At 63.4% G+C, this 24,254-nt stretch carries 24 protein-coding genes; 13 read left to right on the forward strand and 11 right to left on the reverse strand.

The window, feature by feature from the left end:
* The first annotated feature begins 269 nt into the window (after positions 1–269).
* The 7 genes from SH412_RS06395 to SH412_RS06425 all read left to right on the forward strand — a co-directional run bounded on the left by SH412_RS06395 (position 270) and on the right by SH412_RS06425 (position 9,687).
* The gene (locus SH412_RS06395) at positions 270–1,442 is read left to right on the forward strand and encodes a hypothetical protein (protein WP_336522681.1); all 1,173 of its coding nucleotides are present in this window, start codon (positions 270–272) and stop codon (positions 1,440–1,442) included.
* Positions 1,439–2,995 carry a hypothetical protein gene (locus SH412_RS06400; protein WP_336522682.1) on the forward strand — a complete coding sequence of 519 codons (1,557 nt, stop codon included), beginning with the start codon at positions 1,439–1,441 and terminating at the stop codon, positions 2,993–2,995. The genes SH412_RS06395 and SH412_RS06400 overlap by 4 nt, the downstream gene beginning before the upstream one ends.
* Before the next feature lie 110 nt (positions 2,996–3,105).
* Entirely contained in the window at positions 3,106–5,034 is a 1,929-nt protein-coding gene (locus SH412_RS06405; RefSeq protein WP_336522683.1) for a hypothetical protein, read from the forward strand.
* Positions 5,035–5,224: 190 nt separating this feature from the next.
* Positions 5,225–6,652, forward strand: coding sequence for a tetratricopeptide repeat protein (locus SH412_RS06410; RefSeq protein WP_336522684.1), 1,428 nt, complete (start codon positions 5,225–5,227; stop codon positions 6,650–6,652).
* A 202-nt stretch (positions 6,653–6,854) separates the two neighbouring features.
* Positions 6,855–7,148 (forward strand): 30S ribosomal protein S20, encoded by a 294-nt coding sequence (gene rpsT, locus SH412_RS06415; protein WP_336522685.1) that lies wholly within the window; start codon positions 6,855–6,857, stop codon positions 7,146–7,148.
* Between the two features lie 272 nt (positions 7,149–7,420).
* On the forward strand, positions 7,421–8,380 hold the full coding sequence (locus tag SH412_RS06420) for an AAA family ATPase (protein WP_336522686.1): 960 nt from the start codon (positions 7,421–7,423) through the stop codon (positions 8,378–8,380).
* Complete coding sequence (locus SH412_RS06425; protein ID WP_336522687.1) at positions 8,377–9,687, forward strand: DUF58 domain-containing protein; 1,311 nt, start codon at positions 8,377–8,379, stop codon at positions 9,685–9,687. The genes SH412_RS06420 and SH412_RS06425 overlap by 4 nt, the downstream gene beginning before the upstream one ends.
* A gap of 163 nt (positions 9,688–9,850) precedes the next feature.
* On the opposite strand, the gene SH412_RS06430 is transcribed toward SH412_RS06425, so the two are convergent.
* From SH412_RS06430 to SH412_RS06460, 7 genes are all read right to left on the reverse strand, one after another.
* Positions 9,851–10,534, reverse strand: a complete 684-nt coding sequence (locus SH412_RS06430; protein WP_336522688.1) for a hypothetical protein — start codon at positions 10,532–10,534, stop codon at positions 9,851–9,853.
* A gap of 60 nt (positions 10,535–10,594) precedes the next feature.
* Complete coding sequence (locus SH412_RS06435; protein WP_336522689.1) at positions 10,595–11,287, reverse strand: hypothetical protein; 693 nt, start codon at positions 11,285–11,287, stop codon at positions 10,595–10,597.
* 48 nt (positions 11,288–11,335) lie between these two features.
* Positions 11,336–11,770 (reverse strand): DUF2752 domain-containing protein, encoded by a 435-nt coding sequence (locus SH412_RS06440; protein WP_336522690.1) that lies wholly within the window; start codon positions 11,768–11,770, stop codon positions 11,336–11,338.
* Positions 11,771–11,986: 216 nt separating this feature from the next.
* Entirely contained in the window at positions 11,987–13,225 is a 1,239-nt protein-coding gene (locus SH412_RS06445; protein WP_336522691.1) for a PQQ-dependent sugar dehydrogenase, read from the reverse strand.
* Positions 13,226–13,288: 63 nt separating this feature from the next.
* Positions 13,289–14,203: a sugar phosphate isomerase/epimerase family protein gene (locus tag SH412_RS06450; RefSeq protein WP_336522692.1), complete on the reverse strand. Its 915-nt coding sequence runs from the start codon at positions 14,201–14,203 to the stop codon at positions 13,289–13,291.
* Between the two features lie 121 nt (positions 14,204–14,324).
* Positions 14,325–14,717 carry an acyl-CoA thioesterase gene (locus SH412_RS06455; protein WP_336522693.1) on the reverse strand — a complete coding sequence of 131 codons (393 nt, stop codon included), beginning with the start codon at positions 14,715–14,717 and terminating at the stop codon, positions 14,325–14,327.
* A 57-nt stretch (positions 14,718–14,774) separates the two neighbouring features.
* Positions 14,775–16,373, reverse strand: coding sequence for an amidophosphoribosyltransferase (locus SH412_RS06460; RefSeq protein ID WP_336522694.1), 1,599 nt, complete (start codon positions 16,371–16,373; stop codon positions 14,775–14,777).
* Positions 16,374–16,663: 290 nt separating this feature from the next.
* Between SH412_RS06460 and SH412_RS06465 the strand changes: the two genes are divergently transcribed.
* A complete protein-coding gene (locus SH412_RS06465) occupies positions 16,664–17,095 on the forward strand; it encodes a hypothetical protein (RefSeq protein WP_336522695.1) in 432 nt (143 codons plus the stop codon).
* Here the strand turns inward: SH412_RS06465 and tsaE are convergent.
* Positions 17,092–17,583, reverse strand: a complete 492-nt coding sequence (gene tsaE, locus SH412_RS06470; protein WP_336522696.1) for a tRNA (adenosine(37)-N6)-threonylcarbamoyltransferase complex ATPase subunit type 1 TsaE — start codon at positions 17,581–17,583, stop codon at positions 17,092–17,094. The genes SH412_RS06465 and tsaE overlap by 4 nt on opposite strands.
* A 512-nt stretch (positions 17,584–18,095) precedes the next feature.
* On the opposite strand from tsaE, the gene SH412_RS06475 reads away from it, so the two are divergent.
* The 5 genes from SH412_RS06475 (at position 18,096) to SH412_RS06495 (ending at position 22,424) form a co-directional block, all read left to right on the forward strand.
* Positions 18,096–18,860: a gamma-glutamyl-gamma-aminobutyrate hydrolase family protein gene (locus SH412_RS06475; protein WP_336522697.1), complete on the forward strand. Its 765-nt coding sequence runs from the start codon at positions 18,096–18,098 to the stop codon at positions 18,858–18,860.
* 135 nt (positions 18,861–18,995) lie between these two features.
* Positions 18,996–20,018: a porphobilinogen synthase gene (hemB, locus tag SH412_RS06480; protein WP_336522698.1), complete on the forward strand. Its 1,023-nt coding sequence runs from the start codon at positions 18,996–18,998 to the stop codon at positions 20,016–20,018.
* Positions 20,019–20,107: 89 nt separating this feature from the next.
* Positions 20,108–20,557, forward strand: a complete 450-nt coding sequence (parS, locus tag SH412_RS06485; RefSeq protein ID WP_336522699.1) for a type II RES/Xre toxin-antitoxin system antitoxin — start codon at positions 20,108–20,110, stop codon at positions 20,555–20,557.
* Positions 20,554–21,024, forward strand: coding sequence for an RES family NAD+ phosphorylase (locus SH412_RS06490; protein WP_336522700.1), 471 nt, complete (start codon positions 20,554–20,556; stop codon positions 21,022–21,024). The genes parS and SH412_RS06490 overlap by 4 nt, the downstream gene beginning before the upstream one ends.
* A 98-nt stretch (positions 21,025–21,122) precedes the next feature.
* Positions 21,123–22,424, forward strand: coding sequence for an IS4 family transposase (locus tag SH412_RS06495; protein WP_419555790.1), 1,302 nt, complete (start codon positions 21,123–21,125; stop codon positions 22,422–22,424).
* A gap of 87 nt (positions 22,425–22,511) precedes the next feature.
* Here the strand turns inward: SH412_RS06495 and mog are convergent, their stop codons facing one another.
* Genes mog through SH412_RS06510 form a run of 3 tightly spaced genes read right to left on the reverse strand, consistent with a single transcriptional unit; the run spans position 22,512 to position 24,200 of the window.
* On the reverse strand, positions 22,512–23,051 hold the full coding sequence (gene mog / locus SH412_RS06500; RefSeq protein WP_336522701.1) for a molybdopterin adenylyltransferase: 540 nt from the start codon (positions 23,049–23,051) through the stop codon (positions 22,512–22,514).
* Positions 23,052–23,084: 33 nt separating this feature from the next.
* On the reverse strand, positions 23,085–23,630 hold the full coding sequence (locus SH412_RS06505; RefSeq protein ID WP_336522702.1) for an NUDIX hydrolase: 546 nt from the start codon (positions 23,628–23,630) through the stop codon (positions 23,085–23,087).
* A gap of 24 nt (positions 23,631–23,654) precedes the next feature.
* Positions 23,655–24,200, reverse strand: coding sequence for a nitroreductase family protein (locus SH412_RS06510; protein ID WP_336522703.1), 546 nt, complete (start codon positions 24,198–24,200; stop codon positions 23,655–23,657).
* Between the last annotated feature and the right edge of the window lie 54 nt (positions 24,201–24,254).

Below are 24,254 nucleotides of genomic sequence, written 5' to 3' on the forward strand. Positions count from 1 at the left end.
GGAGTCGCCATGCAGGCAGTGCAGGCTCCCGCCCGCCGCAAGATCGCTTCAAGATCGCAATGCGGCCGAAGGGAGCCTGTCTCGTTTCCGACATCGCGTCTTTGTCATTCGACATTTGCGCCATCGCCTCCTGACCACCGATCTTCGTTTCCGCTGGATTCCCGGACCGCACGCGCCATAGACTGAACCTGGCCCCGACGATCTGCCGGGGCGGCAACGATCGTTGCATCCGTGTTCAGGCGGCGTGCATCCCGGAGACCGGGGATTCGATGGCGAGCTGGCTCAACAAGGCTTCCGGGCTGTTTCAGCGTTCGACTGCCAGGGGCGGTTCGGATCGAGAGCCGTATCAGTTCGTCTGCGAATGCGGGGCGCGAGTCGCCGGCCTGCGCGAGTCGCGGTTTCAGCAGTTTCCCTGCGAAGCCTGCAACCGCGTGGTCTTCGTCCTGCCGATGAACGTCTACCCGCGACCGGCCCCGGCCCGTAAGCCGGTCGAACGGACATCCTCCGAGGAACCCGAGCCGGAATCGGCTCGGCGGACTTCCGCCGATACCGACGCGAATGAGTTCGGGGAGACTCCGCTCCCACCGACTCGCCGGAAGAAATCGGCGCCGGACATCGAAGGGGGAGTCCGTCCGCGTCGCAAGAAACAGGAGCCTCAGCCGGAGAAGCCGTCGAAGGCCGGCCTGGAACAGCCGCGTCGTAGAAATCTGACGCCGTTCCGGATGATCGCCGCCGGCATCGGGCTGCTGGTGCTGTCGACCGGCCTCGGACTCGGCTGGCGCTGGCGCGTGGAGCACGCCCGCAGCACCTTGCCGGTCGCCCTGGAACAGGGGCTCGTCGCATTTGGCGAGCGAAACTTCGTTAAAGCGGCCCAGGAACTCGGGCGCGCGAAATCCGCCGTCGACATTCTGGGAAAACACGACGCCGATGCGGATGCCGTTCGCCACCGGTGGCGCGAAGCCCGGGCGGCGAACGCCATGCCCTACCTGATCCTGACCGATTGGCTCCAGGAGTGCCTGGCGGTCCCGGCGGATGGAAAGTCCAGCACGGCCAGGGCGGCCGCGAACCGGATCAAGGGAGCCTGGCTGGTGCTCGACGTCCCGGTGACATACGACGCCGAGACGCAGGAGCCTGTTGCCGACGTAATGCTTCCGACCGGCGAAACACTGGTCGACGTCGATCTTCCATTGCCCGAGACATTCCGTCGCGGAGCGGCGGACGAACGGCCGACGCGCGTCATTGTCGGAGCGCAAGTGGCGCAGTTTCGGCCTCCGTCCCCGGAGGCCGCCGCCGGCCGCCTGGAATTCATCCCCCAGTCCGTTTTTCTGTGGACGGACTACGAGACTTACCGGGCCGTGGTGTTTGAGATTTCCCCCGAAGAGGAGCCGGTCGTGCGCGAGCTGATCGCAGCGCAAAGTCGCTGGGAGGAGGCCGGGAAATGAATGCACGGAGCTGGAGACTCGGTCTGCTGCTGATCTTGCTGTGTGCCAGTCCGGCCGCCGCGGAATCCCCCTGGTCGACCGAGGAGTTCCTAGGACGGAGGAAGGAGTGGGAGAAGTTTCTCGACACGTCCATCAAGGTCGAAGGTCGAGTCCTCGCGTTTAACAAGCAGCAACTCCGGCTGCAGCGGTGCGACGTCGTGTTTCATCTGGGAGAAAACCACGCGGGGCGCGTGACATCCTCCCGACGCGTCGAAATGCGCGGTCGGCTGCGCAAAGTGGACGACAAAATCGGTTTTTACGTCGACGATCTGCAGGGCATCCCGTCGGATCACGACGAATTTCAAAGCCGCGATTCCCGGATCAATCCGGCAAAATCCGAAGACTACTACGCGCTGGCAGACTGGGCGACCGGACGCGCCACGTTCTACGAAGATCGCGAACTGAAGAAGCAGGCGATGGCGATTTATCGCAAGGGCGTCGAGACGGAAGCCCACGGACTTCCCCCCGATGATGTTGCAGGACGGTATGCGCTGGCGACGAAGGCCGTCGACTACGGAATCGCCGAACTCGGAGACCGGCTGACATTTGAAGGAGGATTGATTGAGAGCCGGTCCGCGCTCGGGCGAGTCCCCCCCAATGCTCAGGAATTGTCGACCGTAGCGGCCGACCTGGCCCGCCGGCTGCCCGGCGCTCAGACGCCGCTTGCCACCATTCCCGCAGATCTGGCCGCTCGGTTTGCCAAAGATCCGCTGGAAGCCTGGCGGCGATCCACGCCCGCCGAACAGCCAATTCTGCAGCGACTGCTGTGGGGACGCATCCAGACGGCCCGGATCACCCTCGATGCCGAGGCCGACGGTCGGAATGGACGAGAGATCTCCGAGCGACTCAAGCGGATCGTCCCGGAGGAAGCGGACTTGGCCCTCAAATACGACGACCAGTATCTGAAGTACCGCGTCGAGCGGGCCTCGGGGCTGACTCGCCCCGAACTGGTCGGCCTCGCAGAAGAACTCGCCGGGCGCAAGAAACCCGACGAGGCCCGGCAAGCCATTGTCACCTGGCTGAAAGCCCGCGAACCGCGGTGGCGAGAAGAGGGCTCGCGCGGGCTGGTCACACTCGCAAACGAACGGCTTGCGCTGCTCAAAGACGAACCGGGAGCGGTTGCGCTGCTGATCGAGGCCGCGGATCAGAATCCGGAAGTCACGGAGGCTGCAACCCGTTTGCAGTCAATGGGATATGCGCACCGGGGGGGGCGATGGCAGCGCGCCTCGACTCTGCCAGATCGACCGATCGCTCCCGAAGCGCCCGCCCCGGCGGGGCCGGACTCGCTGCAGGTCGGCTTGAGCGCCCAACATCTGCGGCAGATGCTCGGAGAGCCGACCTCCCGCAGCCGCATCGCGACCGGTCAGGGAATCACGGAGTCGTGGGCATATGGCTTGCCCGGCACAACGCGCCTGGTGGTCGTGCTGCAGCGGAAATTCAACGACCGCGAATTGAAAGTCAGTGCATTTTCTTCGACCGATGCTTCTCGCCGCAGTCCGTCCGGGGCCTGGTAGCCGCCGACAGACCTGAACTGCTGCTCCGGTTCTGGCCGGCATGTTCGAAACTTGCGGAAAAAGCGGCATATCCTGCCAATTCGATTGAACCGGAATACGCAGACGCGTCGATGACGAAGGATGAGCCCTCAGGATGGGGCAAGTTCGACATCATCGTCATGTTCGTGCAGGTGGTCCGGATGCCCCGCCACCCTGCGACCGAAGGAATTCGGAAGGAGCCGAAAATGCCTCGCGGGACCTGGATTCTCGCCGTGACTGGCGCCCTGGCCATGCAGGTCGGCGTCGTCTCTGCCGCCGACCCGGCCGCCAGTTCCGAAGGTGTGCCGACGCGGTACAGCCGCCGGCCGGCCTCGGCTCCCAAGTCGGATGCGCAGGGGAAGAACTACTTCGACGACCTCTTCGCCGAGCCCGATCTGAGCAAGCTGGCCACCGGGGCAACCCGTCCCTCGTCGACGGCCAGCAATCGGATCCCGGTGGGCAAGAAGCCCGTCGAGACCCCGGTTCGGCAGGCTGCAGCCGACGAAAAGGACAATGCTCCGGTAACGAATGCGGATTTTGAAAAAGATCCGTTCCGTTCCGAAGGAAACTATATCCAGCACGTCCGGGCGGAAGCCCGCGGCGCTGAAAATTCGGTCAATGTTCGCACGCCGGGCGGAACGGTGGAAACCGGCCCCCAGACGCCGCAGGTGACGGTCGAGTGGGTCAAGAAGTCCGACATCAACGTCGGGCAGGAATGCTCCGTGCAGCTCGTTGTCAAAAACAGCGGCGCGATTCCCGCCAGCCAGGTCGAAGTCGACGCCCTGTTTCCCCCGACGATCCGGTTGACCGCCGTCGAACCCAAACCCGCCTCCGCAACCCATCGACTCACCTGGAGCTTCCCGCTCCTCGCGCCCGGCGCCGAAAAAGTCATCGAAATCAAGATGATCCCCGGCCGTCGCGGCGATCTGGGCACAACCGCGCAGGTCCGATTCACCGGAACCGCCGCGGCGGTGTTCCGCGTCGAAGAACCGATGCTGAAGGTCGCCCTCAAGGGACCGGCCGAAGTCATGATCGGCGATCCCGTCTCCCAGCTCGTCATGGTTTCCAATCCCGGCACCGGCGTGGCCCAGGACGTCAAAATCCTGGCCCAGCTCGACGAAGGCCTCGAATACCCTCGCAGCGAAAAGCTCGAGATGGCCGTCGGCTCGCTCGCTCCCGGAGAAACCCGGACCGTCCGTCTCCCGTTGACCGCAGTCAAAGGGGGCAAGTTCAGCGTCAAAGTGTCGGCTTCGTCGGCCGGCGACCTTGCGGCCGAAGCCGAATCCGTCGTCAACGTGATCGCGCCCAGCCTGACGGTGGCGGTGGATGGCCCTGGGCTGCGTTACAAGGGCCGCAGTGCGAAGTACTCGCTGACCGTCAAGAACGACGGCACCGTCCCCAATAACAACGTGCGGGTGACGCAGTCGGTGGCCTCGGGCTTCCGCTTCATCTCGGCCGATCGGGGCGGCAAGTACGATGCGGCTCAGAAGAACATTCAGTGGTTCGTGGGTCGGCTGGAGCCGGGGCAGACCGCCGAAGTGAGCTGCGAACTGATGGCCGCCGATCTCGGCGCCTTCACCCAGTCCGTCAACGTGACTTCGGACGCCGGAGTCCAGGTCGCGGCCAGGATGGAGACCGAAATCGACGGAGCCTCGGCCCTGACGATGGAAATCGTCGAACTCGACGACCCGGTGGAAGTCGGAACCGAAACGGCCTACGAAATCCGCGTCAAGAACGACGGCTCCAAGGCCGCCGCCAACGTCGCTCTGGCCTGCGAACTGCCTCCCGCAGTCGAGCTGATCACCGCCAAGGGAGCGACCGAAGGGGCTGTTGAAGGTCGGCTGCTGGTCTTCAAAGCCCTCGGCGAACTCAACGCCGGCACGCAGGCGATTTATCGGATTCATGTGAAGGCCTCGGCCGAAGGCAACCACAAGCTGCGAGCCCGGCTCACGAGCAACTCGATTCAGGAGCCTCTGATCCGCGAAGAGCAGACCAAGTTCTACTCGGACGCCAACCGGTAAGGAGTCCGCCTCCCGACGGTTCGAATCCTCGACCGCCGCCAACTGACGGGAATTCCCCGCAGTCGGCGGCGGTTTTTCTTTTGAGTTCCGGGCGGGTGGAGAGGCGTCCGAATTCTGGTAGACTGGCAGAGACGCCGCGCTCGTGGCGCATCCAGGAACCTGTTTCAGACCGACTCTGGCAAGAATCCCCATGGCAGAAATCGACGATCGCAAGCGAAAAATTGCCGCGGAGTGCTATAAGCGGGGCGCCGATGCGCTCTCCAAGGAGAGCTGGGACTTCGCCGCCCAGATGTTCGGGCAGGCGGTCACGCTCGTCCCCGACAACGTCGTGTATCGCCAGACGCTGCGCGGGGCCGAAGAGCGGAAATACAACAACAACAAGAAGGGCGCCGGCGCAACCTCGTTCCTGTCGATGAACAGTGCCAAAAGCAAGGTCAAGAAGGCCCGGTCGCAGCAGAACTGGGACGATCTCGACAAGGCCGCCGAAGAGGGTCTGGCGATCAATCCCTGGGACGCCCAGCTCAACGCCGACGTCGGCGAAGCCGCCCGTCAGCGCGGTTACGAAGAAGTCGCCGCCTATGGTTTCCAGAAGGCGGCCGAGAATGCCCCGGAGAACAAAGACTTTCTGAAGTCCTGGGCCGAGGTGATGGAAACCCGTCATCTCTACGACGACGCCATCAAGATTGTCGAACGGCTCTTCCGCCTCGATGCGCAGAACGGCGAATGGCGCAGTTGGATCAGCCGGCTCCACACGAATAAGACGATCTACAAGGGCCGCTTCGAAGAGGCCCAGAGCACGCGCGAGGTCAAGCAGGAGCCGATCGTCGGCTACGAGGAAAGCGTCACGGGCGGGGGCGCCGGCAAAGAACTGATCGGCCCGGGCGACTCCGAGGAAGCCGACTACCAGCGCGCGATTCGCAAGGATCCCAAGAACAAGGACAACTACATCCGCCTCGCCGACCTCTACCGGCGCGAAAGCCGGCTGGAGGAGGCCCTCGAACAGATGAAGCTGGGGGCCGACGTCAGCGGCGGCGACGCCAATATTCTGGAGCGCGCCGAAGACATCGAACTGGAAATGGCCCAGCGCGATCTGGAGCGGATGCGTCAGACCGTTCCCAAAGGTGGCGAAGAGGCGAAGTCTCAATATCTGCAGATGAAGAAGGATCTGCTCGAACGCTCGATCCGCATTTTCCAGAAACGCATCGAACGCTACCCGGCCGACATGCGGCTGAAGTTCGAGCAGGCCGAACGCCTGATGCAGGCGAAGCAGTATCCGCTGGCGACGAAGTTGCTGCAGCAGGCCTCCGGCGACCCCCGCATCGAAGGTTCCGTCAAACTGAACCTGGGCAAGTGCTTCCTGGCCCAGGGGCAGAACGGACTGGCCCTCAAGCAGCTTGAGCAGGCCGTCATCAAACTCAACCGAGTGGAACAAGCGGAGCCGTTTACGGACTGCTACTATCTCATCGGGCGCCTGCGCGAAGCCGCCGGCGACAATGATGCCGCCGTCGACGCCTATACCGAAGTCATCAGCATCGACTACGACTACAAAGACGCCCGCGAGCGGATGGAAAAGCTGCAGGGGCGGACCGAAGGGGATGAGCTTTCGGATCTGGTCTAGCCGGCTGCGTAACTCCTCATATCCCAATAGATAATGTCGAGTTTGTCCGTCTCGGTCGTCGACGTAAATCGTGTGAAATTCTGACTGGCAGTTTCGTCGCAGCGGGGGTATACTTCCCCGCTTCGGAGAAATCGTTTCGCCCGCCCCGCAGGGGCGAGAGCTTGTGTAAGTTGTTGTCCCGCTTGAAGTTGGTCTGGTAGACATGCCGAACACCGAAAGTGCAAAGCGTTCTCTGCGGAAGAAGGAAGTCCGTCGTTTGAGGAACCGCTCCGAGCGTTCCGCATTGCGGACGATCGTGAAGAAGGTTCGCGTCGCCGTGGGTGCGGGCGACACCGTCCAGTCGAAGGACGCGCTTCAGGCGGCCATCAAGCGGATTGATCGCGCGGCTGACAAGGGGCTGATCCATAAGAACAAGGCCGCCCGTGACAAGTCCCGGCTGACGAAGGCCTGCAATAAGCTGGCCGCCGCCGGGGCTGCTGCTCCGGCCGAGAACTAACGGCGATATTCCGTCGACTTCGGCCCGGCCGTAACATTTTGCGCCGCCGAAGTTTTGACAGAGTTTTCAGAGAGCCGGCAGAGGAATTCTGCCGGCTCTCCGTCTTTCGTGCCGGATCGCTTGCAGGCGGCCTGAACGCACCGTCATAGTGGCGTCCGCTTCGATCATCGAGAGGGGGCCGCCGGGCGCGACCTCGCCATCATGGTCCGGACATTTCGGCGTGGCGGTCACCGCCGTCTGCGCCTCCCCGTGCGAGAGAGGTGCTGAGGCTCATGGAGTTTCCGGACATCGCCGCGGCCTTTGAGCGTTGCCTCACCGAGATCGGCAAGGTTCTGGTGGGGCAGCAGGAGCTGGTCGAGGGGACGCTGGTTGCGCTGCTGAGCGAAGGAAACGTCCTGATCGAAGGCGTCCCCGGTCTGGGAAAAACCCTGCTGGTGACGACGCTCAGTCGAGTGCTCTCCTGCAAGTTCAAGCGGATTCAGTTCACGCCGGACCTGATGCCGTCGGACATTACCGGGCACTCGGTCTACGACATGAACGAGCGAAAGTTTACATTCAGCCCGGGGCCGCTGTTTACCAATCTGCTGCTCGCCGACGAAGTCAACCGCGCTCCTGCGAAGACTCAGTCCGCGCTGCTGGAAGCGATGCAGGAGCGGCAGGTGACCGTCGACGGGGAAACCTTCCGGCTGACGCGTCCGTTTATCACGATCGCCACCCAGAACCCGCTGGAGCAGGAAGGGACCTATCCGCTTCCCGAAGCGCAGCTCGACCGGTTCATGTTCAAGCTGATCGTGGACTATCCGGCGCCGACTCAGGAACTGGAGATTCTCCGCCAGTACGCGGCGGGTAAAGATAACCGGCAGCTCGATCAGTTCGACGTGCAGTCGGTATTGACCGGCGAGCAGGTGGTCCAGATTCAGCAGAAGATCCGCGAAGTCATCGCGGAAGAATCCATTCTCAAGTACATCACCGACATCGTGATTCAGACGCGGAACTGGCATTCGGTGGAGGTCGGGGCCAGTCCGCGGGCCAGCGTGAATCTGCTGCTGGGGGCGCGAGCCCTGGCGGCATGTTATGGCCGGAACTTCGTGGTGCCCGACGATGTCAAACAGCTTGCGCCGTGGGTCCTGCGACATCGATTGCGACTGAAACCGGAGGCCGAGATCGAGGGGACTGCGGTCGATGAAGTCATTCGCGAGGTGCTCGACAGCGTCGAGGCTCCCCAGCCATGACGCCCCGCCTGCGGCTGCTGGGCCTGACGGCGGTCTGCGGCGTGCCGCTCCTGGGGAGCGTCTGGCTGCCGGCGCTGGGGCTGCTGGGAGTGGTCCTGACGGTCGGACTCGCCGTCGCGGCCCTGCTGGACCTGTTGCTGACTCCGCCGCTGGCCCAGGTGGAAGTCGCTCGCGAGGTGCGGGATGTTCTCAGCGTCGGCGCCCGCAATCCAGTCACCGTCTGGCTGCGGAGCCGCGCCAGACGTCCGCTGATGCTTGTGCTCCACGACGAACCGCCGCAGCCTTGCGCGATGTTCGAGCTGCCGTTTGTCGTCGAGTTGCCGCCGGGAGTCAGAGCCGCACGGACCTACTGGATCGAGCCGTTTCATCGGGGCGACAACGCCTTCGGCCCGCTGCACCTGCGGGCCGTCAGCCGCTGGGGACTGTGGCTGCTGTCGGACGTGCGAGAGATTCCGAAAGCCGTCCGGATCTACCCGGATATTCAGGCGGTGCGGCAGGTTGAACTGCTGGCCCGGCAGAACCGGCTGGCGGAAGCCGGCGTCCGGCTGTCGCGTCTCCGCGGACGCGGCTCGGAGTTTGACCGGCTGCGGGAATATCGCCGCGAGGACGAATATCGGGGCATCGACTGGAAGGCGACGGCCCGGCATCAGAGTCTGATCAGCCGGGAGTACGTCGTCGAGCGCAATCAGAATCTGCTGCTGGTTCTGGATTCCGGCCGGTCGATGTGCAACTCCCAGGACGGCGTCACGCACTTCGACCGGGCGCTGAACGCGGCAATTCTGCTGTCGTATGTGGCGCTGCGGCAGGGGGATACCGTCGGCCTCCTGGCCGGGGCGAATCAGATTCAGCGCTGGGTCCGGCCATTGCGGGGGATGGGAGCCATCGAGTCGCTGATCCGGCAGGTTTACGACCTGCGGGCGACCTATGAAGCGACGGATTACGAACTGCTGACGGAAGAGCTGCGCCGGCGGTATCGCAAGCGGTCGCTGGTGATCGTCCTGACTCATGCGCTCGATGAATTGCACTTCGAAACGATCGCGGGGCAACTGCGGAGATTGCGTTCGCCGCACCTGGTCCTGGGAGCTTTCCTGGAGAACGTGCCGTTGCGGGAAAGAGCGGAAATGGTTCCGGAAACCGACCTCGAAGCATTCCAGGTCGCGGCCGCGACCGAGATGATTGCGGCCCAGCAGGCGCAGATCGCCCGGCTGCAGCAGAGCGGGCTGCTGGTCGTCAACACGCAGCCGGAGCAACTTTCATCGCGGCTGATCAGCCGGTACCTGGATATCAAGGCCAGGCATCAGCTTTGAGGAATGCCCGAAACTCGATGCACGAAAACCGAAATCGTTCGGAGACGCTCGCGATCGGCGGTGGCCCGCATCCGCGACACTCAGGCGGCCTGGAATTCCTGGGGTTGCTTCGGATTTCGAGTTTCGGATTTCGGATTTTCGAACAGGCTCTTCGCCTGCTCGCCTAGCCCTGATCCATCATTTCGTCGGCGATGTAGTACTCGTAGAACATCCGGCCGATCTCGTCGCTGAGGCGGCTCAGGTACTCGACTTTGAAGCTGTTGTAGGACTGCTCTGCGGCGGCTTTGGGACGCAGCTTCGGGAACTTGGAGATCGACTCGAGCGAGAAGATCTTTTCCCCTTCGCCGTCGTCGTCCATCTTGATCACGCTGACGATCGCCTCGGCGGCGCCGCGATAGAGAGTCGTGCTTCCTTCTTCGAACAGCGTGAATTTGTTGAGATCGATGTAGACGACGTGGGTGCATTTGAAGGCGGCGCCGATCTCTTCCGGGTAGTCCCAGTCGCGGTTCTCGTCGAGCCATTGCTTGACGCGGTCGGGGGCGATCACCTTGATCTTGTGCTGGTGCAGCCGGAACGCCACGTGCTTGGCAAGCTCCCGGTCGACGTCCTCGAAGCTGTAGCGGACTTCGTCCGGGGCGAAGCAGACGACGGCGACCGTGACTCCCTTGTCGGTCAAGGACTCCTTCGTCTCCTTTTCGAACGCCGGCTCGATCGTCGGCGGCCCGCCGAGCAGCAGGCCCGCGAACAGGAGATAACTGCAGCCGCAGTTCGCCAGGCAGGCCCCGGCGGCGAATACGAGCATCCAGAGGCCGCGGGCCTTCACGGGGGTCTGCTTGGCGGTCAGCATGTCGAATGGTCCTCTCGTCGAGCGTTCGTGCGGAATTGACGCAGCGGATGGCATGGCCGCTCAGAAGTCGCCGCCCGGACGATGATCGTAGAATTTCTCGGCAAGGTGGTCGCAGACGCGCCCCACGTACTCTTTCCGGAACAGGACGCCCGATCGGCCCGTTTCCGAAAGGGGCTGCAGCCGCGGATACGTCGAGCTGAACTCGGACTCGTAGACGTTGGATGTGAATTTGAAGCCGTTGTCGCCGGAAGGATCGACGCGGTAGACCCGGACGAAACCGGCGCACCGCCCGCGGAGAAGTTTCGGGCTGTTGTCCTCGCGAAATGAAAACTGTTGGACGTCGATCCAGGCGATGAAATGGACGTCGAAGTCTTCGGCGAGCTCGGAGGGGTCGCGAAATCCGCCGTGGTCGTCCAGCCAGGTCGCAACGTGGTCGGGGTCGATGACCTCCACACCGTTGAGCTTCATGCGTCGGGTGATGCCGTCGATCAGGTCGAGTTTGAGAGTGGACAAGTCGTCGTCGACCGCGGCCGGCGTCGAACAGATGACCATGACCGTGTGTTCGCCTTTGGTCAGGTCGATCTTGGTCATGTTACGAAACTCGGCAGGCACTTTCGGGTCGCCGAGGATCATCCGGTTGAACATGACCCCGAATGAACAGCCGGGGAGCAGGATCAGGCTCGACAGAGCAGCCGAGGCCGCAGCCACGAATCGGCGGCGTCCCATCCGTAGTGACAGGTCTTCGGGCGGCATCCGACGCACTCCTTTGCAGCGCGGCGGACGCCGGACTGCAGCAAGGAGCTACAACCGCATCCACCAGACGATCAGCGACGCGATTCCGAAGAGACCGAGAAAGCTGGCGGTCACCGGCAGCGGGTCCGAAACCCACAGCAGCCGACAGAACCACGCACTTCCCAGCGCCCACGGAATCAATCCGGCACAGGCCGTCGCCAGCAGCAATCCGGCAGGATTGGCGCGGGCGGCGGCAGCCCAGTCGCCCCGCACGAAATTCGAGAAACAGGTGGTCATCCCGCAGCCGGGACAGCGGATGCCGAACAGAACCTGAGCCGAGCAGCCCGGGAGACCGAACTGGCGATGCGTGCCGTATCCGCGAGGATCCGGCTGCAGCCAGGCAGCCGCCGCAAAACCGCCCGCCAGGAACAGGGCCAGGCCGACCAGACTGGCGCGACCCGTCCTGCCGATCGGCAGGCCGACCAATGTTTCACGAAATGTCATGGGAGAAACAGGGATGCGGGGTTGATAGTCCGGCGGGCGGTTCCTCACAAGACGGAACGCCGGCAGCGTCTCACAGCGAGGGTGCAGTTTTTCGGCAGAAACCGCAAGTGCGGCAGATTTGGCCGAAACGAACAGCGGCCCGGCCGAAATGCGCTTCGACCGGGCCGCTCGTTGGCGGAAATTATCGAGCCGGAGGATCAGCCGGCCGACCGCAATCTACTTCTTCGCCTTCTGGAACTTGTAGATCCCGTTCCCCTTCGGACTGACCGCAGTGAAGTAAACTTCCCCCGCTTCGTCCTCGCCGAAGCTGACGATCGGCAGCTTTTCGGTGATGGGAATCGTCCGGTTGGCCACGACATTCTTCGCGGCCTTATCGTACTTGAGCGCCCAGATCAGTCCCGAGACATAGTCGGCGTACAGGTAGTGGCCGGTCAGCTCGGGCAGAGCCTTGCCGCGGTAGACGTGGCCGCCGGTGATCGACTTGCCGATATCGTGGTGGTATTCCCAGATCGGGTCGATAAGCGTCGGATGCTCCCCTTCGCCGTTCGGAGCGAATGGGTGGAGTCCCTCGCGGAGATTCCAGCCGTAGTTCCCGGCCTTTGTGACGATGTTAATCTCTTCCCAGAGATTCTGACCGACGTCGGCCACCCAGAAGTCGCCCGTCTCGCGGTCGAATGACATCCGCCAGACGTTGCGGAGCCCGTAAGCCCAGATCTCCGGCAGGGCGATCAACGCCTTGTTCGCCACGCGGCCGATAAACGGGTTATCTGCGGGAATGGCGTAGTTCTTGCTGCCGTCCTTTTTGTCGATGTCGATCCGCAGGATCGAACCGAGCCAGGTCTGCAGGTTCTGCCCGTTGTTCAACGGATCGTTGCCGGCGCCGCCATCGCCCAGGCCGATGTAGAGGTAGCCGTCCGGTCCGAAGCAGAGCGTCCCGCCGTTGTGATTCCAGAACGGCTGCGGAATCCGCATGATCTCGACTTCCGACTTCGGATCGGCCTGCGTCCGGTCGGCATTCGCCGTGAACCGCGAGATTACCGACGTATGCGGAGCGTCCTTTGTCGTGTAGTACACGAAGAAGTAGCCGTTCTCCTTGAATTTGGGGTGGAAGGCCATTCCCAGAAAGCCCTCTTCGTTCTCGTTGTCCTTATAGGACACCTTGGAAGAGAGATCCATGAAGATCCGGGTGGACTTTGCGGAGGGAGAATTGTCGAAGACGTGAATCGTCCCCTGTTCGGTCGGGACGAACAACCGGTTCGAACCGTCGCCCGCATGCGTGAGCAGGATCGGGCGGATCGGGGCGATCTTGCCGTTCTGCTCGAACTCCCAGCCGGTGAACTCCAGGCTGGGAAATGCAGGAACGACTTGGAGTGGCAGGGCCGAAGTGTCGGGATCAGCAGCCCGGCTCGCCGTCGCGAGACACAGGATGGCGGCGGTCAGGAAGAAACGTTGCATCACGGAGAAATTCCTGAAGAGAGTGGCTGGTGATGAGTGGTTGGTGGCGAGTGAGGAGAGACCTCAGGACAATTCGGTGCGGACGGTTTCCAGCAGTTTTTTCGTGAGCTGGATCCCTTCCGCTTCGGGGAGCGTGCTTCCCTCGTACTCGATGCCGACATAGCCGCGGTAACCGAACGAGAGGACGATCTCCATTATCTTGCGGTAGTCGGTGCTCGTTTCATTCCCCTGATCGTCGAAGTCGTGCGACTTGGCGCTGACCCCCTTGGCGAACGGCATCAGATCGGCGACTCCCTGGTATCGGTCGTACTGAATCTTGGGTCCCGCCACGCGGAAGTTGCCGAAGTCGGGCAGCGTTCCGCAATTCGGGTTGTCGACCGTGCGCATCACCGAGGCGAGCCACGAGCCGTTGGACGAAAGGCCGCCGTGGTTCTCGACGATCACGCCAATGCCGTGGGTCGCGCCGAACTCGGCCAGCTTCCGCAATCCGTCGGCCGCCCGCTGAATCTGCTCGTAGTAGGACCCGCTGCTGGCCGCGTTCACGCGGATCGAATGGCAGCCGAGGTACTTGGCCCACTCGACCCAGCGGTAGTGGTTTTCCACGGCCTGGTACCGCTTCTTCTCGTCGGCGTCGCCGAGCTGGCCTTCGCCGTCGCACATGATCAGCAGACTCTTGACGCCGGCGTCGTCGGCCCGCTGCTTCAGCTCCTTCAGCGTCGCGTCGTCGTGCTTCTTGTCCTTGTAGAACTGGTTCACGTACTCGACCGCATCAATGCCAAACTGCTCCTTCGTGATCTTCGCGAAGTCCATCGGGTCGGCCTTCTTGTCAAAGAAGGTCCGGTGCAGCGACCACTGAGCGAGCGAAATCTGGTAGAGCGGCGGCTTCTGCTGGGCGAACAGGCGCCCGGCGGGAACAACGGCAGCGGCGGCAGCCAGTGCGGCCGTCTGGAGGAAACGACGACGATCGAGACCGGACATTCAGGAATCCTCTCAGGTGATCGTTGAAGAGACGGGAAAAGCGTGCCCGGCATTGTAGCCGCGGGCGCAGACCAAAGGGAGTTGCCGCCTGGAGAAGCGGAAATCGGAATCCCCCCCCGGATCAAGGAGTCCGATCGCCGAGCGATTCGGGAATCCGCTGGACGCGCCCTTCGCGATCGACGCAGGCCAGGATGCTGGTGGCGGAGGCGATCAGGGTGTCGCCGCGGAACATGCGGTACGAATGCTCGATCTTGGCGGCGGAAACCTTCTCAACGCGCGTGACTACGCGGAGGAGGTCGTCGTATCGGGCCGGAGAGTGGTAGTTGCAGACGAGCTTCACGACGACCAGAAACAGCCCGGACTCCTCGATCTCGCGGTAGTTTCCCCCTTGAGCCCGCAGAAGTTCGGTCCGTCCCATCTCGTAGAAGTTGACGTGGTTGCCGTGGTGCAGAAAACCCATCGCGTCGGTTTCGCAGTAACGGACGCGGATCTCGATCTCGTGCTCGGTCAACATGCCCGACGACTCCTCGGGGGGCGAAATGACAGACTTGCGCAGACTTCTCGGAACGGTTCAGGTCCGCACGCCCAGGGCATTGCGGTCGAAAATCCTGCCGTTCGGCGAGTCGCCGACGGTGCCGGCCACATCGTCAACGGCAAGCTGATAGAGCCGGCGGCCGCACGCGGTAGGGTAGTGTCCGTCGATGCAGGCCTGGCAGAGCGATTCCCCCGCCATGCCGATGCTGCGAGGAATGGAATCACGGCGCAGATAGCGGAGCGAGTCCGCACCAAGGGCGCGGGCCATCTGAGCTTCGGACTCCAGCGTCAGCTCGCCGTTCTCCAGGAATTTCGGAGCGAACAGCTCTTCGACCGTCGACATGTCGATGCCGTAGAAGCAGGGCGAAATGATCGGCGGGCAGGCCACGCGGACGTGGATCTCCTTCGCCCGACCGCGTTCGCGGACCTGCGAAACCAGGCTCTTGAGCGTGGTCGAACGGACGATGCTGTCCTCCACCAGAATCACGCGTTTCCCCTCCATCACCTCCGGCAGGGGCGTGAACTTCATCCGCACTTTGTCGGCCCGGTTGGCCCCTTCGATAAACGTCCGTCCGAGATACCGGTTGCGGATCAGACCTTCGACGGACGGAATGCCCAGCGCAAAGGCCATCGCATCCGCCGCGGCTTTGGCGGTATCCGGAACCGGGACGACCACCGTGTCCGACTTGTCGATTGTGATCAGCTCCTGCGCCGCCAGCTCTTCGCCCAGCCGTTTGCGGGTCATGTAAACGCTGCGGTCGTCGAGGGAACTGGCGACGTTGGCGAAGTAAATCCATTCGAAGAAGCAGTGGGCGTGTCGCGGCGACTCCGCAAACTGGCGGATCTGTACTTCGCCGTCTTCGATCAGGATTGCGTGACCGGGCGGCAGGCTGTGAATGTCTGAGTCGCGGAATCCGATGTTGGCCAGGGCCACGCTCTCGCTCGCCGCGACAAACAGCGAGCCGTCGGTTGCGAAACAGAGCGGTCGGATACCGAGCGGATCGCGGGCGACGAGCATCCGCCCCAGGGCGTCCAGAAACACGACGTTGTAGGCGCCGTCCAGTCGATCGCTGAGCCCGGCGAGCAGTTCCAGCAGCGTCGGCGTGCGGGTGCCGGAAAGCTGCTGGCAGATCAGGTGCATCAGGATTTCAGTGTCGGTCTCGCGAGCCAGATGGAAATTATTCTTCGAGAGAATCTCCTCCCGCAGTTCCATGTAATTGGCGAGCTGCCCGTTGAAGGCAAAGCCGAACCACTTGGACTTTTCGATGTGATGCCGCTCGAACGGCTGAGCGTAGCTGCGGTCGTCTTTGCCGCAGGTCGCATAGCGGACGTGACCGATCGCCGCATGGCCCGAATAGTCGGACATCAGCTTTTCGTATTCGGCCTGCCGATTGAGGTGAAACACCTCGGTCACGGAACCGACATCCTTGTGGGTGTCGATGAGCTGATTGCGGACGGGATTGTAGGAGGTCATCCCCGCGGCGAGCTGCCCCCGGTTCTGAATCTCCAGCAGCAGTCTGGGAATCAGTCGCGACGCCTGGTCCGGCCCCTTGTTCGCCGGCAGCAACCGGCTGGGCGGCTTGCCCGGCAAGTGGTAGACCGCGGCAACTCCGCACTCGTGAAACAGGTCAGCCATTCGGGCATCCGCCAAAGAGTGTCTGGGCGCGGTCTCGGCTCGCGGAAAGTCCCAGCGTGTGAAGACATCATAACGGGCTGCCGATCCCTCACCAACCATCGGCCGCGGCGATTGCGGATTCCCGTGAACGTCGGCACCCGATTCTGGAAGCGCGCGAGCAGGACAATCTCTGCGGCCCGAACTGGCTCGCAGGCCCCGTTTCTGGTAGCACTGCCGCTGGTGAACACCCCTCGGCAGGATGTGTTCGGACGGAGAGATCGCAATCTTTTTCCTCAGTATCGGATGAGCCCATGTCGGGGGTGGTTGAGAGTCTGTCGACGTTTCTGGCCGCTGGCGGAGACCTGGCGGCGGCGTTTCTGCTGCTGATCCGGCCATGGGTCCCGCTCGGGGCGTGGGCGGCATTCTGGTTGTTCGCCGTCGACTGGATGCGGTTGCGTCGAATTCTCGTCCCGCAGAGCGGCATGGTGGGTCTGCTGCTGATCGCCGTGTTTGCGGCGTGGATCTCCACGCTGATTGCTCCGGTCACAGCGAAGTCGCTGCTGCTCCCCGTCGTGGAGCGGATCGCGCTCCTGACGACCTGGATTGTCGTGATGATGGCCTGCGGCGCCCTGCAACTCCTGGGCTGCACCGGAGTCTGGGTGCCGCGGCTGACCGAAGCGACTTTCAGCGCGGCGGAGCGGGTGCGCGTGCTGAATTTCGAGCCCGATGAGCCGGACGCTTAGTCCGTCAGCCGCTCTGGGGGGAAGGCCGCGTCGAGCAGTCGTTGCGACGCTTTGCCACGAGCCGTCAGCACCACTTGTCGTTCGAGTTCACCCGTGACTTCGATGCGGATGTCGAGCCGGTCGCGCGGAAGTTCGTCCGCCACGCGATCCGCCCATTCGATGATTGCGACGCCGTCGCGGGCGAACAGCTCGTCGAGACCGAGATCGGCAAACTCGCCGGGGTGCCGGAGGCGGTAGACATCGCAGTGCCGGACGGTCAGCCGACCGGAATATTCCTGAATCAGCGTGAAGGTCGGGCTGGTCACTTCGTCGACCGGAATCCCCAGGCCGCAGGCCAGCCCTTGAGTCAATCGAGTTTTGCCGGCGCCCAGCTCTCCGGAGAGCGCAAGAACTTGTCCTGCCGAAAGATGCGCCGCGAGGCCTTCGCCCAGTTGGCGCATCGCGTCTTCGCTGGAAATCGTCCTGATGATTGAAGCTGGGGCGGTCATAGCGGACGGGATTCCTCGGAGAAATTTCGTCGGAGTCTGTTGGTCAGACAGAGGTTAGCACGTTCGGAAGCGGGAAACGAACGGGCGGATTCGGCCGGTCTTTGTGATTGACGTCCGTGACGACCACAAGCTGATGTGGTCCAGAGAGAACTCCCTCGCAAAATGGGGGAATTGCTGGACAACGCGTGAAACGATCCCTACAGTCCGCATACCTTATCACTTCGCCCGACTGCTGAGCAGACTGGCAAAGGAGATTGTAAGGAAACGTGGGACCGCTGGTGTGGGCGGTCCCGCCGCCTGTATGGATGCGGGTGAGGAGTTCGACATGGATGTCGTCCCGCGGGGTTTCTGCTGTACCCCGCGTGATGATCTGAGGCTGACTTCAGGACGAAGTCGGCAAGCCGGGAATCTCTGCCAGGGGGGCTGTTCGTGCCTGGCGCCATTCCAGGAGTCCGGTCGGTGATGTTCGAGTTCGCACACGGAAGTGCCACAGTCTTCAGGAAGGGATTTCGATGCAGAACAAGCCGCTGATTGGTATGAACGGGGATTTTCGGGCCGCCCGCCGCGACGCAACGGCGCTGAGCTGGTTCAATTCGGGGTACTTTGATTCAGTCACCGCTGCCGGCGGGCTCCCTGTCCTGCTGCCTCCCTATGCCAGCGACGCCGACCTGAAGCAGCTCCTCAGCGAGCTGGACGGCCTGGTCCTGGCAGGCTGCACGCAAGACCTCGATCCGGTCCGCCTGGGGCTGGAACCCCACCCGCAGACGCGACCGATGCCTGCCCGGCGAGAAGATTTTGACCGGCGGCTCTGCAAGCTGGCCGTCGAAATGCGGCTGCCGATCGTGGCCATCGGCGCCGGCATGCAGACGCTGAATGTGATCTGCGGCGGTTCGCTCTTCCAGCACATTCCTGAGGATGTTCAGAAGGCGTTGCACCACCGCGACCCGGTCGACAAGCCGAACCGCCACATTATTGAAATCGTGGAAGGAACCCGCTGCTGGGACATTTACGGGCCCGGCGAAATTCGGGTCAACAGCGACCACCATATGGCCATCAATCAACTGGCTTCCTGCTTCCGCATGTCGGCAGCCTCTCCGGACGGCGTCGTCGAGTGCTACGAATCGGCGAGCGACGACTGGTTCTGCCTCGGAGTGCAATGGCACCCGGAAGACGACACGGCCAGCGCGCTCGACATGCAGATCTTTACGGAATTCGTCGCCGCCTGCCGCGGAGCTGAACCCGCCATCCTGCAGATGCCGCAGCGCGTCGCCGCCTGAGACCTGTCGACAGTCTGCTGTCGGACGAGAAGCCCACGTCGTTGGCCCGCGTGGGCTTCTTCGTTTGAGTCGCACTGCACAATGCGATACCGTTCCAGACTGGTGAAGTTTTCCCGCGTCTGAAACAGGTGTCGCATGTCCGGCTTTCGCGTGCCATCAAATCCGGGGCAGTATCCGACCACCCGCCTGCGAAGGCTGCGGCAGTCGGACTGGTCGCGACGGCTGGTCCGCGAGCATCAGTTGTCGGTTAACGATCTCATCTGGCCGGTCTTCGTCCAGGAAGGCCAGGGCGTCCGGACTTCAATCGGCTCGATGCCCGGCGTCGAACGGCTGTCGGTCGATTTGTTTGCGGCCGCCGTGGCGGAAGCTGCCGAACTCGGCATTCCCGCGGTCGCGATTTTCCCGGTCACCGATCCGGCCCGAAAATCCGAGGATGGCCATGAGGCTCTGAACCCGGACAACCTGATGTGCCGGGCCGTGCGTGCGGTTCGTGATGCGAAGGTTGAAATCGGGGTCATCTGCGACGTCGCGCTCGATCCCTACACAACGCACGGCCAGGACGGTCTGGTGCGGGATGGTCAAGTCATCAATGACGAGACCGTGGCGGTCCTGCAACAACAGGCGATCGTCCAGGCGCAGGCCGGGTGCGACGTCATCGCCCCGTCGGACATGATGGACGGTCGGATCGGGGCCATTCGCCAGGCTCTGGATGGCGCTGGTTTCGCGCACGTGCAGATCCTCTCTTATGCCGCCAAATACGCCTCGGCCTACTACGGTCCGTTCCGCGACGCGGTCGGCTCGGCCGCCAATCTGGGAACTGGCGACAAGCGGACTTACCAGATGGATCCGGCGAACGGCGACGAGTCGCTGCGCGAAGTGGCGCTCGATATCGCCGAGGGGGCGGACATGGTGATGGTCAAACCGGGGCTGCCGTACCTCGACATCGTCTATCGGGTCAAGGAGGCCTTCGGCCTGCCGACGTTCGCGTACCAGGTCAGCGGCGAGTACGCGATGATCGCCGCCGCCGCGCAGAACGGCTGGATCGACCGGAAGAAAGTCATGCTGGAAAGCCTGCTCGCGTTCAAGCGGGCCGGCGCGGACGGCGTGCTGACGTACTTCGCGGTCGAGGTGGCGAAGCTGCTGAAGGCGGGGGACTGAATTCGTTCCTGCGCGGAAAGATCTGGCTTTGCCGCCACATGGCGTCTAGAATTGAGCCATGTGGCACAACGTCGCACTGGGGGATGGCGATGAGCGGCACGAGCAGAACCCGGCGGTCGCCAGGCCGGACCGGACGACTGGCTTCGCTTCCCGAGTTCCTGCGCGCTGACGCCGCGCGACAAATTTCGCAGATTCAGGCCGGTTTTCCGGTCGACTGGTTTGATCAGTTTCTGGCGGAATCGGGACTGGCGGCCAGCCAGGTGCTGGCCGTCCTGATGCTCCCCCAGCGCACGTTGGTCAGGCGCAGGTCCGCCGGCCTGCTCGCCCTGCAGGAGTCGGATCGCCTCGCCAGACTGGCCCGGCTCTTCGAACAGGCCGTGGTCCTCTTCGAAGGAGACCGGGAAGCCGCCGCTCGCTGGTTTTCACAGCCGGTCCGCGCGCTGGGCTTCGTGAGCCCGCTGGAAATGGCCCGCACCGAGGCGGGAAGCCATGAGGTGGGACTGGTCATCGGACGGCTGGAGCACGGAGTCTATACGTGACGACGATTCGTGGCTGGCGAATCGTGAAGGATCGATACCGTCAGACCGCGTTCAGCGGCGACGGCGCCGAATTGTACGGCGGGCGCTGGAACACTCCCGGAAAGCCGGTCGTTTATGCGTCCGACAGCGTTGCACTCGCGATGCTGGAAATCCTTGCTCACATCGGACCTTCAGATCTGCGGGCCGCATACCAGCTTTGCCGGGTCGAGGTTTCCAGCAGCCTGATCGAAGTCTGCGAACCCGCCGACGTAGCTGCAACCTGGCGGACGCCGGGCCGAGTCACGGAATTGCAGCAGTTCGGAGATCAGTGGGTGCGGGAGCGGCGGAGCGCGGCTTTGAAGGTTCGCAGTGCAATCGTCCCGCAGGAGTGGAATCTTCTGCTGAATCCCCGGCACCCGGATTTTGCCCGGGTCGCCTGCGAACTGGACGACGAATTCCAGATCGATCCACGCATCTTGCGGCCGTGATCAATCTGGTAGGGCAGGCTCCCGCCCAATCTCGTTCGGCACGCTTTTTGCGCAGGCCGATTGAGATTGTAGTCTTTCTCCCTGCGGAGGGAGTGGCGATGGCGGAGAAGGGGCTGACGGAGGAGGAGCGGCGGGAGCTGATTGGTCCTTTGGCCGGGACCGTCCTGCTGCGGCGCATCTTTCCGCTGCTGCAACGATTGGCTCCCTGCGGGACAGAACGCGACACCGCTCGCAACCGGCAGCTGTTCTACAGCCAGTATGCCGCGCTCCTCCTGATCGGCTTCTTCAACCCCGTTCTCAAGTCCGCCCGGGCGCTCGTCGCAGCCTCGGGACTGAAAAAGGTCCAACAGCTCGCCGGCGGGCAAAAGGTCTCGGCCGGGGCCTTCTCCGAGGCCTCGTCCGTCTTCGATCCCTCGCTCCTGGAAGGACTCGTTCACGAACTCCGCCGCCAGTTCGCCCGGCATCAGTTCCGCGTGAGCCGCAGCGGTCGGCTGGGACGCCTTCCCAACCCGATCGTCGAACGTCTCGTCGCCGTCGACGGGACCGTGCTGTCGGCCTTGCCGCAGATCGCCGCCCGGCTGGGACGCGGTTCTCAAGGCCAGTGGCGGCTGCACACCCAGCTTCGCATTCACGACCAGAGGGTCGTGGCCTCGACCCTCACCGAGGAGCCGGCCAAAGGGCCGCACTCCGAGCGCGCCGTCACGCTCCAGCAGATCCAGGCCCGCGAACCGCAACCCGCCGGTGCGCCGGGAGACCTTTATATTCTGGACCGGGGCTATCGCTCGGCCGTGGTGTTCAACGAACTGGTCGAAGCCCGCTGCGACTACGTCTGCCGGCTCAATCGCGGGGACGGTCGCGTGGTCGAGGGACCGGTCAACGACGCGAACGGTCATGCGGTTCAACTCCCCGCGCTCACCGAAGCCGATCGCGCCGCGGGGGTCGTGGCGGATGAACTGATCGCGCTGGGCGGCGGCAGCGGAGCCAGTCCCGCAAGAACCAATCACGTCGTGCGGCGGATCACCGTCGAGCCAGTGCCCGGTCGACCAAGTTCGGCAAGGCAGGGGCGGCTTCGCAGCGACCAGACCGGGCGGGAAGGCCTGATCCTGGCCACGACGCTGCTGGATCTCCCGGCCGAACAGGTGGTGCTAATCTATGAATGCCGGTGGCAGATCGAGCTGTTCTTCCGGTTTCTGAAGCAGGTGCTGGGCTGCCAGCAACTGCTCTCGGCGAAGACGCGGGGCGTGGAGATCCAGCTCTACTGTTCGCTGCTCGCCGGGCTGCTCCTGGCCCTGGCGACGGGAGGCAACCTGTCGCGTCGAGCGTATGAAATGGTCTGTCTCTACATGACCGGCTGGGCCGACGACGAAGAACTCCTCGCCGCCTTCCCCCAGCCGCCATAGATTATGCAAGCACCGTGCCGAACGAGATTGGGCTCCCGCCTGCCGATCTGTGCCAGACATGGTCAAACACGGCCGGCGCAGCCGGCACTACTTCTTCGGCCGGAACGCCACGATCTTCGACTCATCGGTCGTGAGATAGGCCGCCTCGATCAGGTCGAGGCAGTACGGAATCGCCGGGAAGACTGCGTCGAGACACTCGCGGATCGCCTTCGGCTGCCCCGGCAGATTGACGATCAGCGTCCGGCCGCGAATGACCGCCGTCTGCCGCGACAAAATGGCGGTCGGCACTTTCTGCAGCGAGACTTGCCGCATCAGTTCGCCGAAACCGGGCATTAACTTTTCCGCGACCGCTTCCGTGGCTTCGGGCGTCACATCGCGCCGGGCCGGGCCGGTGCCGCCGGTCGTGATCACCAGGCTGCAACCCGCGTGGTCGCAAAGTTCAATCAGCGTGGCCTCAATCGTCGCCTGCTCGTCCGGAATGACGCGCGAGACCGCCTCCCAGGGGCTGGTCAGGACCTCTGCCAGATACGCGTGGATCGCGGGGCCGCCCCGGTCTTCGTACTCGCCCCGGCTGGCGCGGTCGGAAACAGTCACAATGCCGATACGTGCGGGAGACGGTGCCGTCATGGATTCCAGAATCTCTCTGAAGAGTCGTACGAACTACCGCCCCGGACGGGACTCAAACAGGACCGGGGCTGTAAACGGGGCGAACGCGGTCTGATCCCGGACGGCGTGAAAGTGCTGCAGCGCCCAGGTGACTGAAGGGAAGGCCAGCTCATTCCAGGGGATCTCGTCCCAGCCGAACAGCCGGGTTTCCAGACTCTCCAGACCCGGGGCGAAGCCAGGCAAAGTCAATTCGCCCCGGTAGATGAGCTGCACCTGGCTGATGACCGGAATCGAGTAGACCGCCAGCAGCGCATCCAACCGGACGCGGGCGGTCGCTTCTTCCCAGACTTCACGAGCGGCGCCATGCTCGGCGGATTCGCCTTCTTCCATGAAGCCCGCGGGCATCGTCCAGAAACCGGCCCGCGGTTCGATGGCCCGTCGGCAGAGCAGGAACTTTCCCCCGCTCGTCACAACCGCCCCGACAATGACCTTCGGGTTGACGTAATGAATCCAGCCGCAATCCCCGCACACCAGCCGCTCCCGCTCGTCGCCGGGCGGGACGCAGTTCTGAAAGCAGGGGGGCGGGACGGGTTCGCTCATGACAGCCTGTGTATTCGAACCTCTCTACGGCAGTTCGCGCAAGACCTCGGTCACCGGACGGCGCGTCTGATGCGGGACAACCGCAGGGTAGCCATACCAGAGCAATCCGACGGTTCGCTCACGGTCCGGGGCGATTCCCAGCAGCGGCAGATACTCCGGATGCCGCGTTACAGCCCCGGTCGACCACTTTGTTCCGATCCCCTCGTCCCAGAGAGCGAGACTCAGATTCTGAATCGCGCAGCAGACCGCGGCATAGTCCTCTTCCTGCAGGAACGCGTCGTCGCTCTTGAGGCAGGTGACCGCCAGCCAGCCCGGCACGGCGCTCCACTGTCGACGTTTGGTCTCTGCTGCTTCGGGGCCGCTGGCGGCCGCCACGATCGATGCATTCAGCTCGACGATCCGGGCCGATGTCTCCGGGCCGATCAGGCAGAACCGCCACGGTTCGGTCTTCTTATGATTCGGCGCCCAGCAGGCCAGCTCGATCGCCCGCAGCACGATCTCGCGAGCCGGCGCATCGGGACGAAAACTGCCGACCGTGCGGCGGCTGCGGATCGCTTCGACGAGATTCATGGAGGCGGCAGACTTTCGTGAGATGAGGGAGGCTCGGCACCGCCCCCCGAGGTG

The sequence above is a fragment of the Planctellipticum variicoloris genome (assembly GCF_030622045.1).
In the GTDB taxonomy this organism is placed as follows: Bacteria; Planctomycetota; Planctomycetia; order Planctomycetales; family Planctomycetaceae; genus Planctellipticum; species Planctellipticum variicoloris.

What these genes read in the sequence shown, in the direction of transcription:
- SH412_RS06410 (WP_336522684.1), top strand. Translation starts at nt 5,225, where the DNA reads ATGGCAGAAATCGACGATCGCAAGCGAAAAATTGCCGCGGAGTGCTAT.
- SH412_RS06420 (WP_336522686.1), top strand. Translation starts at nt 7,421, where the DNA reads ATGGAGTTTCCGGACATCGCCGCGGCCTTTGAGCGTTGCCTCACCGAG.
- SH412_RS06425 (WP_336522687.1), top strand. Translation starts at nt 8,377, where the DNA reads ATGACGCCCCGCCTGCGGCTGCTGGGCCTGACGGCGGTCTGCGGCGTG.
- SH412_RS06460 (WP_336522694.1), bottom strand. Translation starts at nt 16,373, where the DNA reads ATGGCTGACCTGTTTCACGAGTGCGGAGTTGCCGCGGTCTACCACTTG.
- SH412_RS06495 (WP_419555790.1), top strand. Translation starts at nt 21,123, where the DNA reads ATGGCGGAGAAGGGGCTGACGGAGGAGGAGCGGCGGGAGCTGATTGGT.
- SH412_RS06395 (WP_336522681.1), top strand. Translation starts at nt 270, where the DNA reads ATGGCGAGCTGGCTCAACAAGGCTTCCGGGCTGTTTCAGCGTTCGACT.
- SH412_RS06465 (WP_336522695.1), top strand. Translation starts at nt 16,664, where the DNA reads ATGTCGGGGGTGGTTGAGAGTCTGTCGACGTTTCTGGCCGCTGGCGGA.
- SH412_RS06510 (WP_336522703.1), bottom strand. Translation starts at nt 24,200, where the DNA reads ATGAATCTCGTCGAAGCGATCCGCAGCCGCCGCACGGTCGGCAGTTTT.
- SH412_RS06440 (WP_336522690.1), bottom strand. Translation starts at nt 11,770, where the DNA reads ATGACATTTCGTGAAACATTGGTCGGCCTGCCGATCGGCAGGACGGGT.
- SH412_RS06445 (WP_336522691.1), bottom strand. Translation starts at nt 13,225, where the DNA reads ATGCAACGTTTCTTCCTGACCGCCGCCATCCTGTGTCTCGCGACGGCG.
- SH412_RS06505 (WP_336522702.1), bottom strand. Translation starts at nt 23,630, where the DNA reads ATGAGCGAACCCGTCCCGCCCCCCTGCTTTCAGAACTGCGTCCCGCCC.
- rpsT (WP_336522685.1), top strand. Translation starts at nt 6,855, where the DNA reads ATGCCGAACACCGAAAGTGCAAAGCGTTCTCTGCGGAAGAAGGAAGTC.
- SH412_RS06430 (WP_336522688.1), bottom strand. Translation starts at nt 10,534, where the DNA reads ATGCTGACCGCCAAGCAGACCCCCGTGAAGGCCCGCGGCCTCTGGATG.
- hemB (WP_336522698.1), top strand. Translation starts at nt 18,996, where the DNA reads ATGTCCGGCTTTCGCGTGCCATCAAATCCGGGGCAGTATCCGACCACC.
- SH412_RS06435 (WP_336522689.1), bottom strand. Translation starts at nt 11,287, where the DNA reads ATGCCGCCCGAAGACCTGTCACTACGGATGGGACGCCGCCGATTCGTG.
- SH412_RS06400 (WP_336522682.1), top strand. Translation starts at nt 1,439, where the DNA reads ATGAATGCACGGAGCTGGAGACTCGGTCTGCTGCTGATCTTGCTGTGT.
- SH412_RS06475 (WP_336522697.1), top strand. Translation starts at nt 18,096, where the DNA reads ATGCAGAACAAGCCGCTGATTGGTATGAACGGGGATTTTCGGGCCGCC.
- SH412_RS06405 (WP_336522683.1), top strand. Translation starts at nt 3,106, where the DNA reads ATGACGAAGGATGAGCCCTCAGGATGGGGCAAGTTCGACATCATCGTC.
- SH412_RS06450 (WP_336522692.1), bottom strand. Translation starts at nt 14,203, where the DNA reads ATGTCCGGTCTCGATCGTCGTCGTTTCCTCCAGACGGCCGCACTGGCT.
- mog (WP_336522701.1), bottom strand. Translation starts at nt 23,051, where the DNA reads ATGACGGCACCGTCTCCCGCACGTATCGGCATTGTGACTGTTTCCGAC.
- parS (WP_336522699.1), top strand. Translation starts at nt 20,108, where the DNA reads ATGAGCGGCACGAGCAGAACCCGGCGGTCGCCAGGCCGGACCGGACGA.
- SH412_RS06455 (WP_336522693.1), bottom strand. Translation starts at nt 14,717, where the DNA reads ATGTTGACCGAGCACGAGATCGAGATCCGCGTCCGTTACTGCGAAACC.
- tsaE (WP_336522696.1), bottom strand. Translation starts at nt 17,583, where the DNA reads ATGACCGCCCCAGCTTCAATCATCAGGACGATTTCCAGCGAAGACGCG.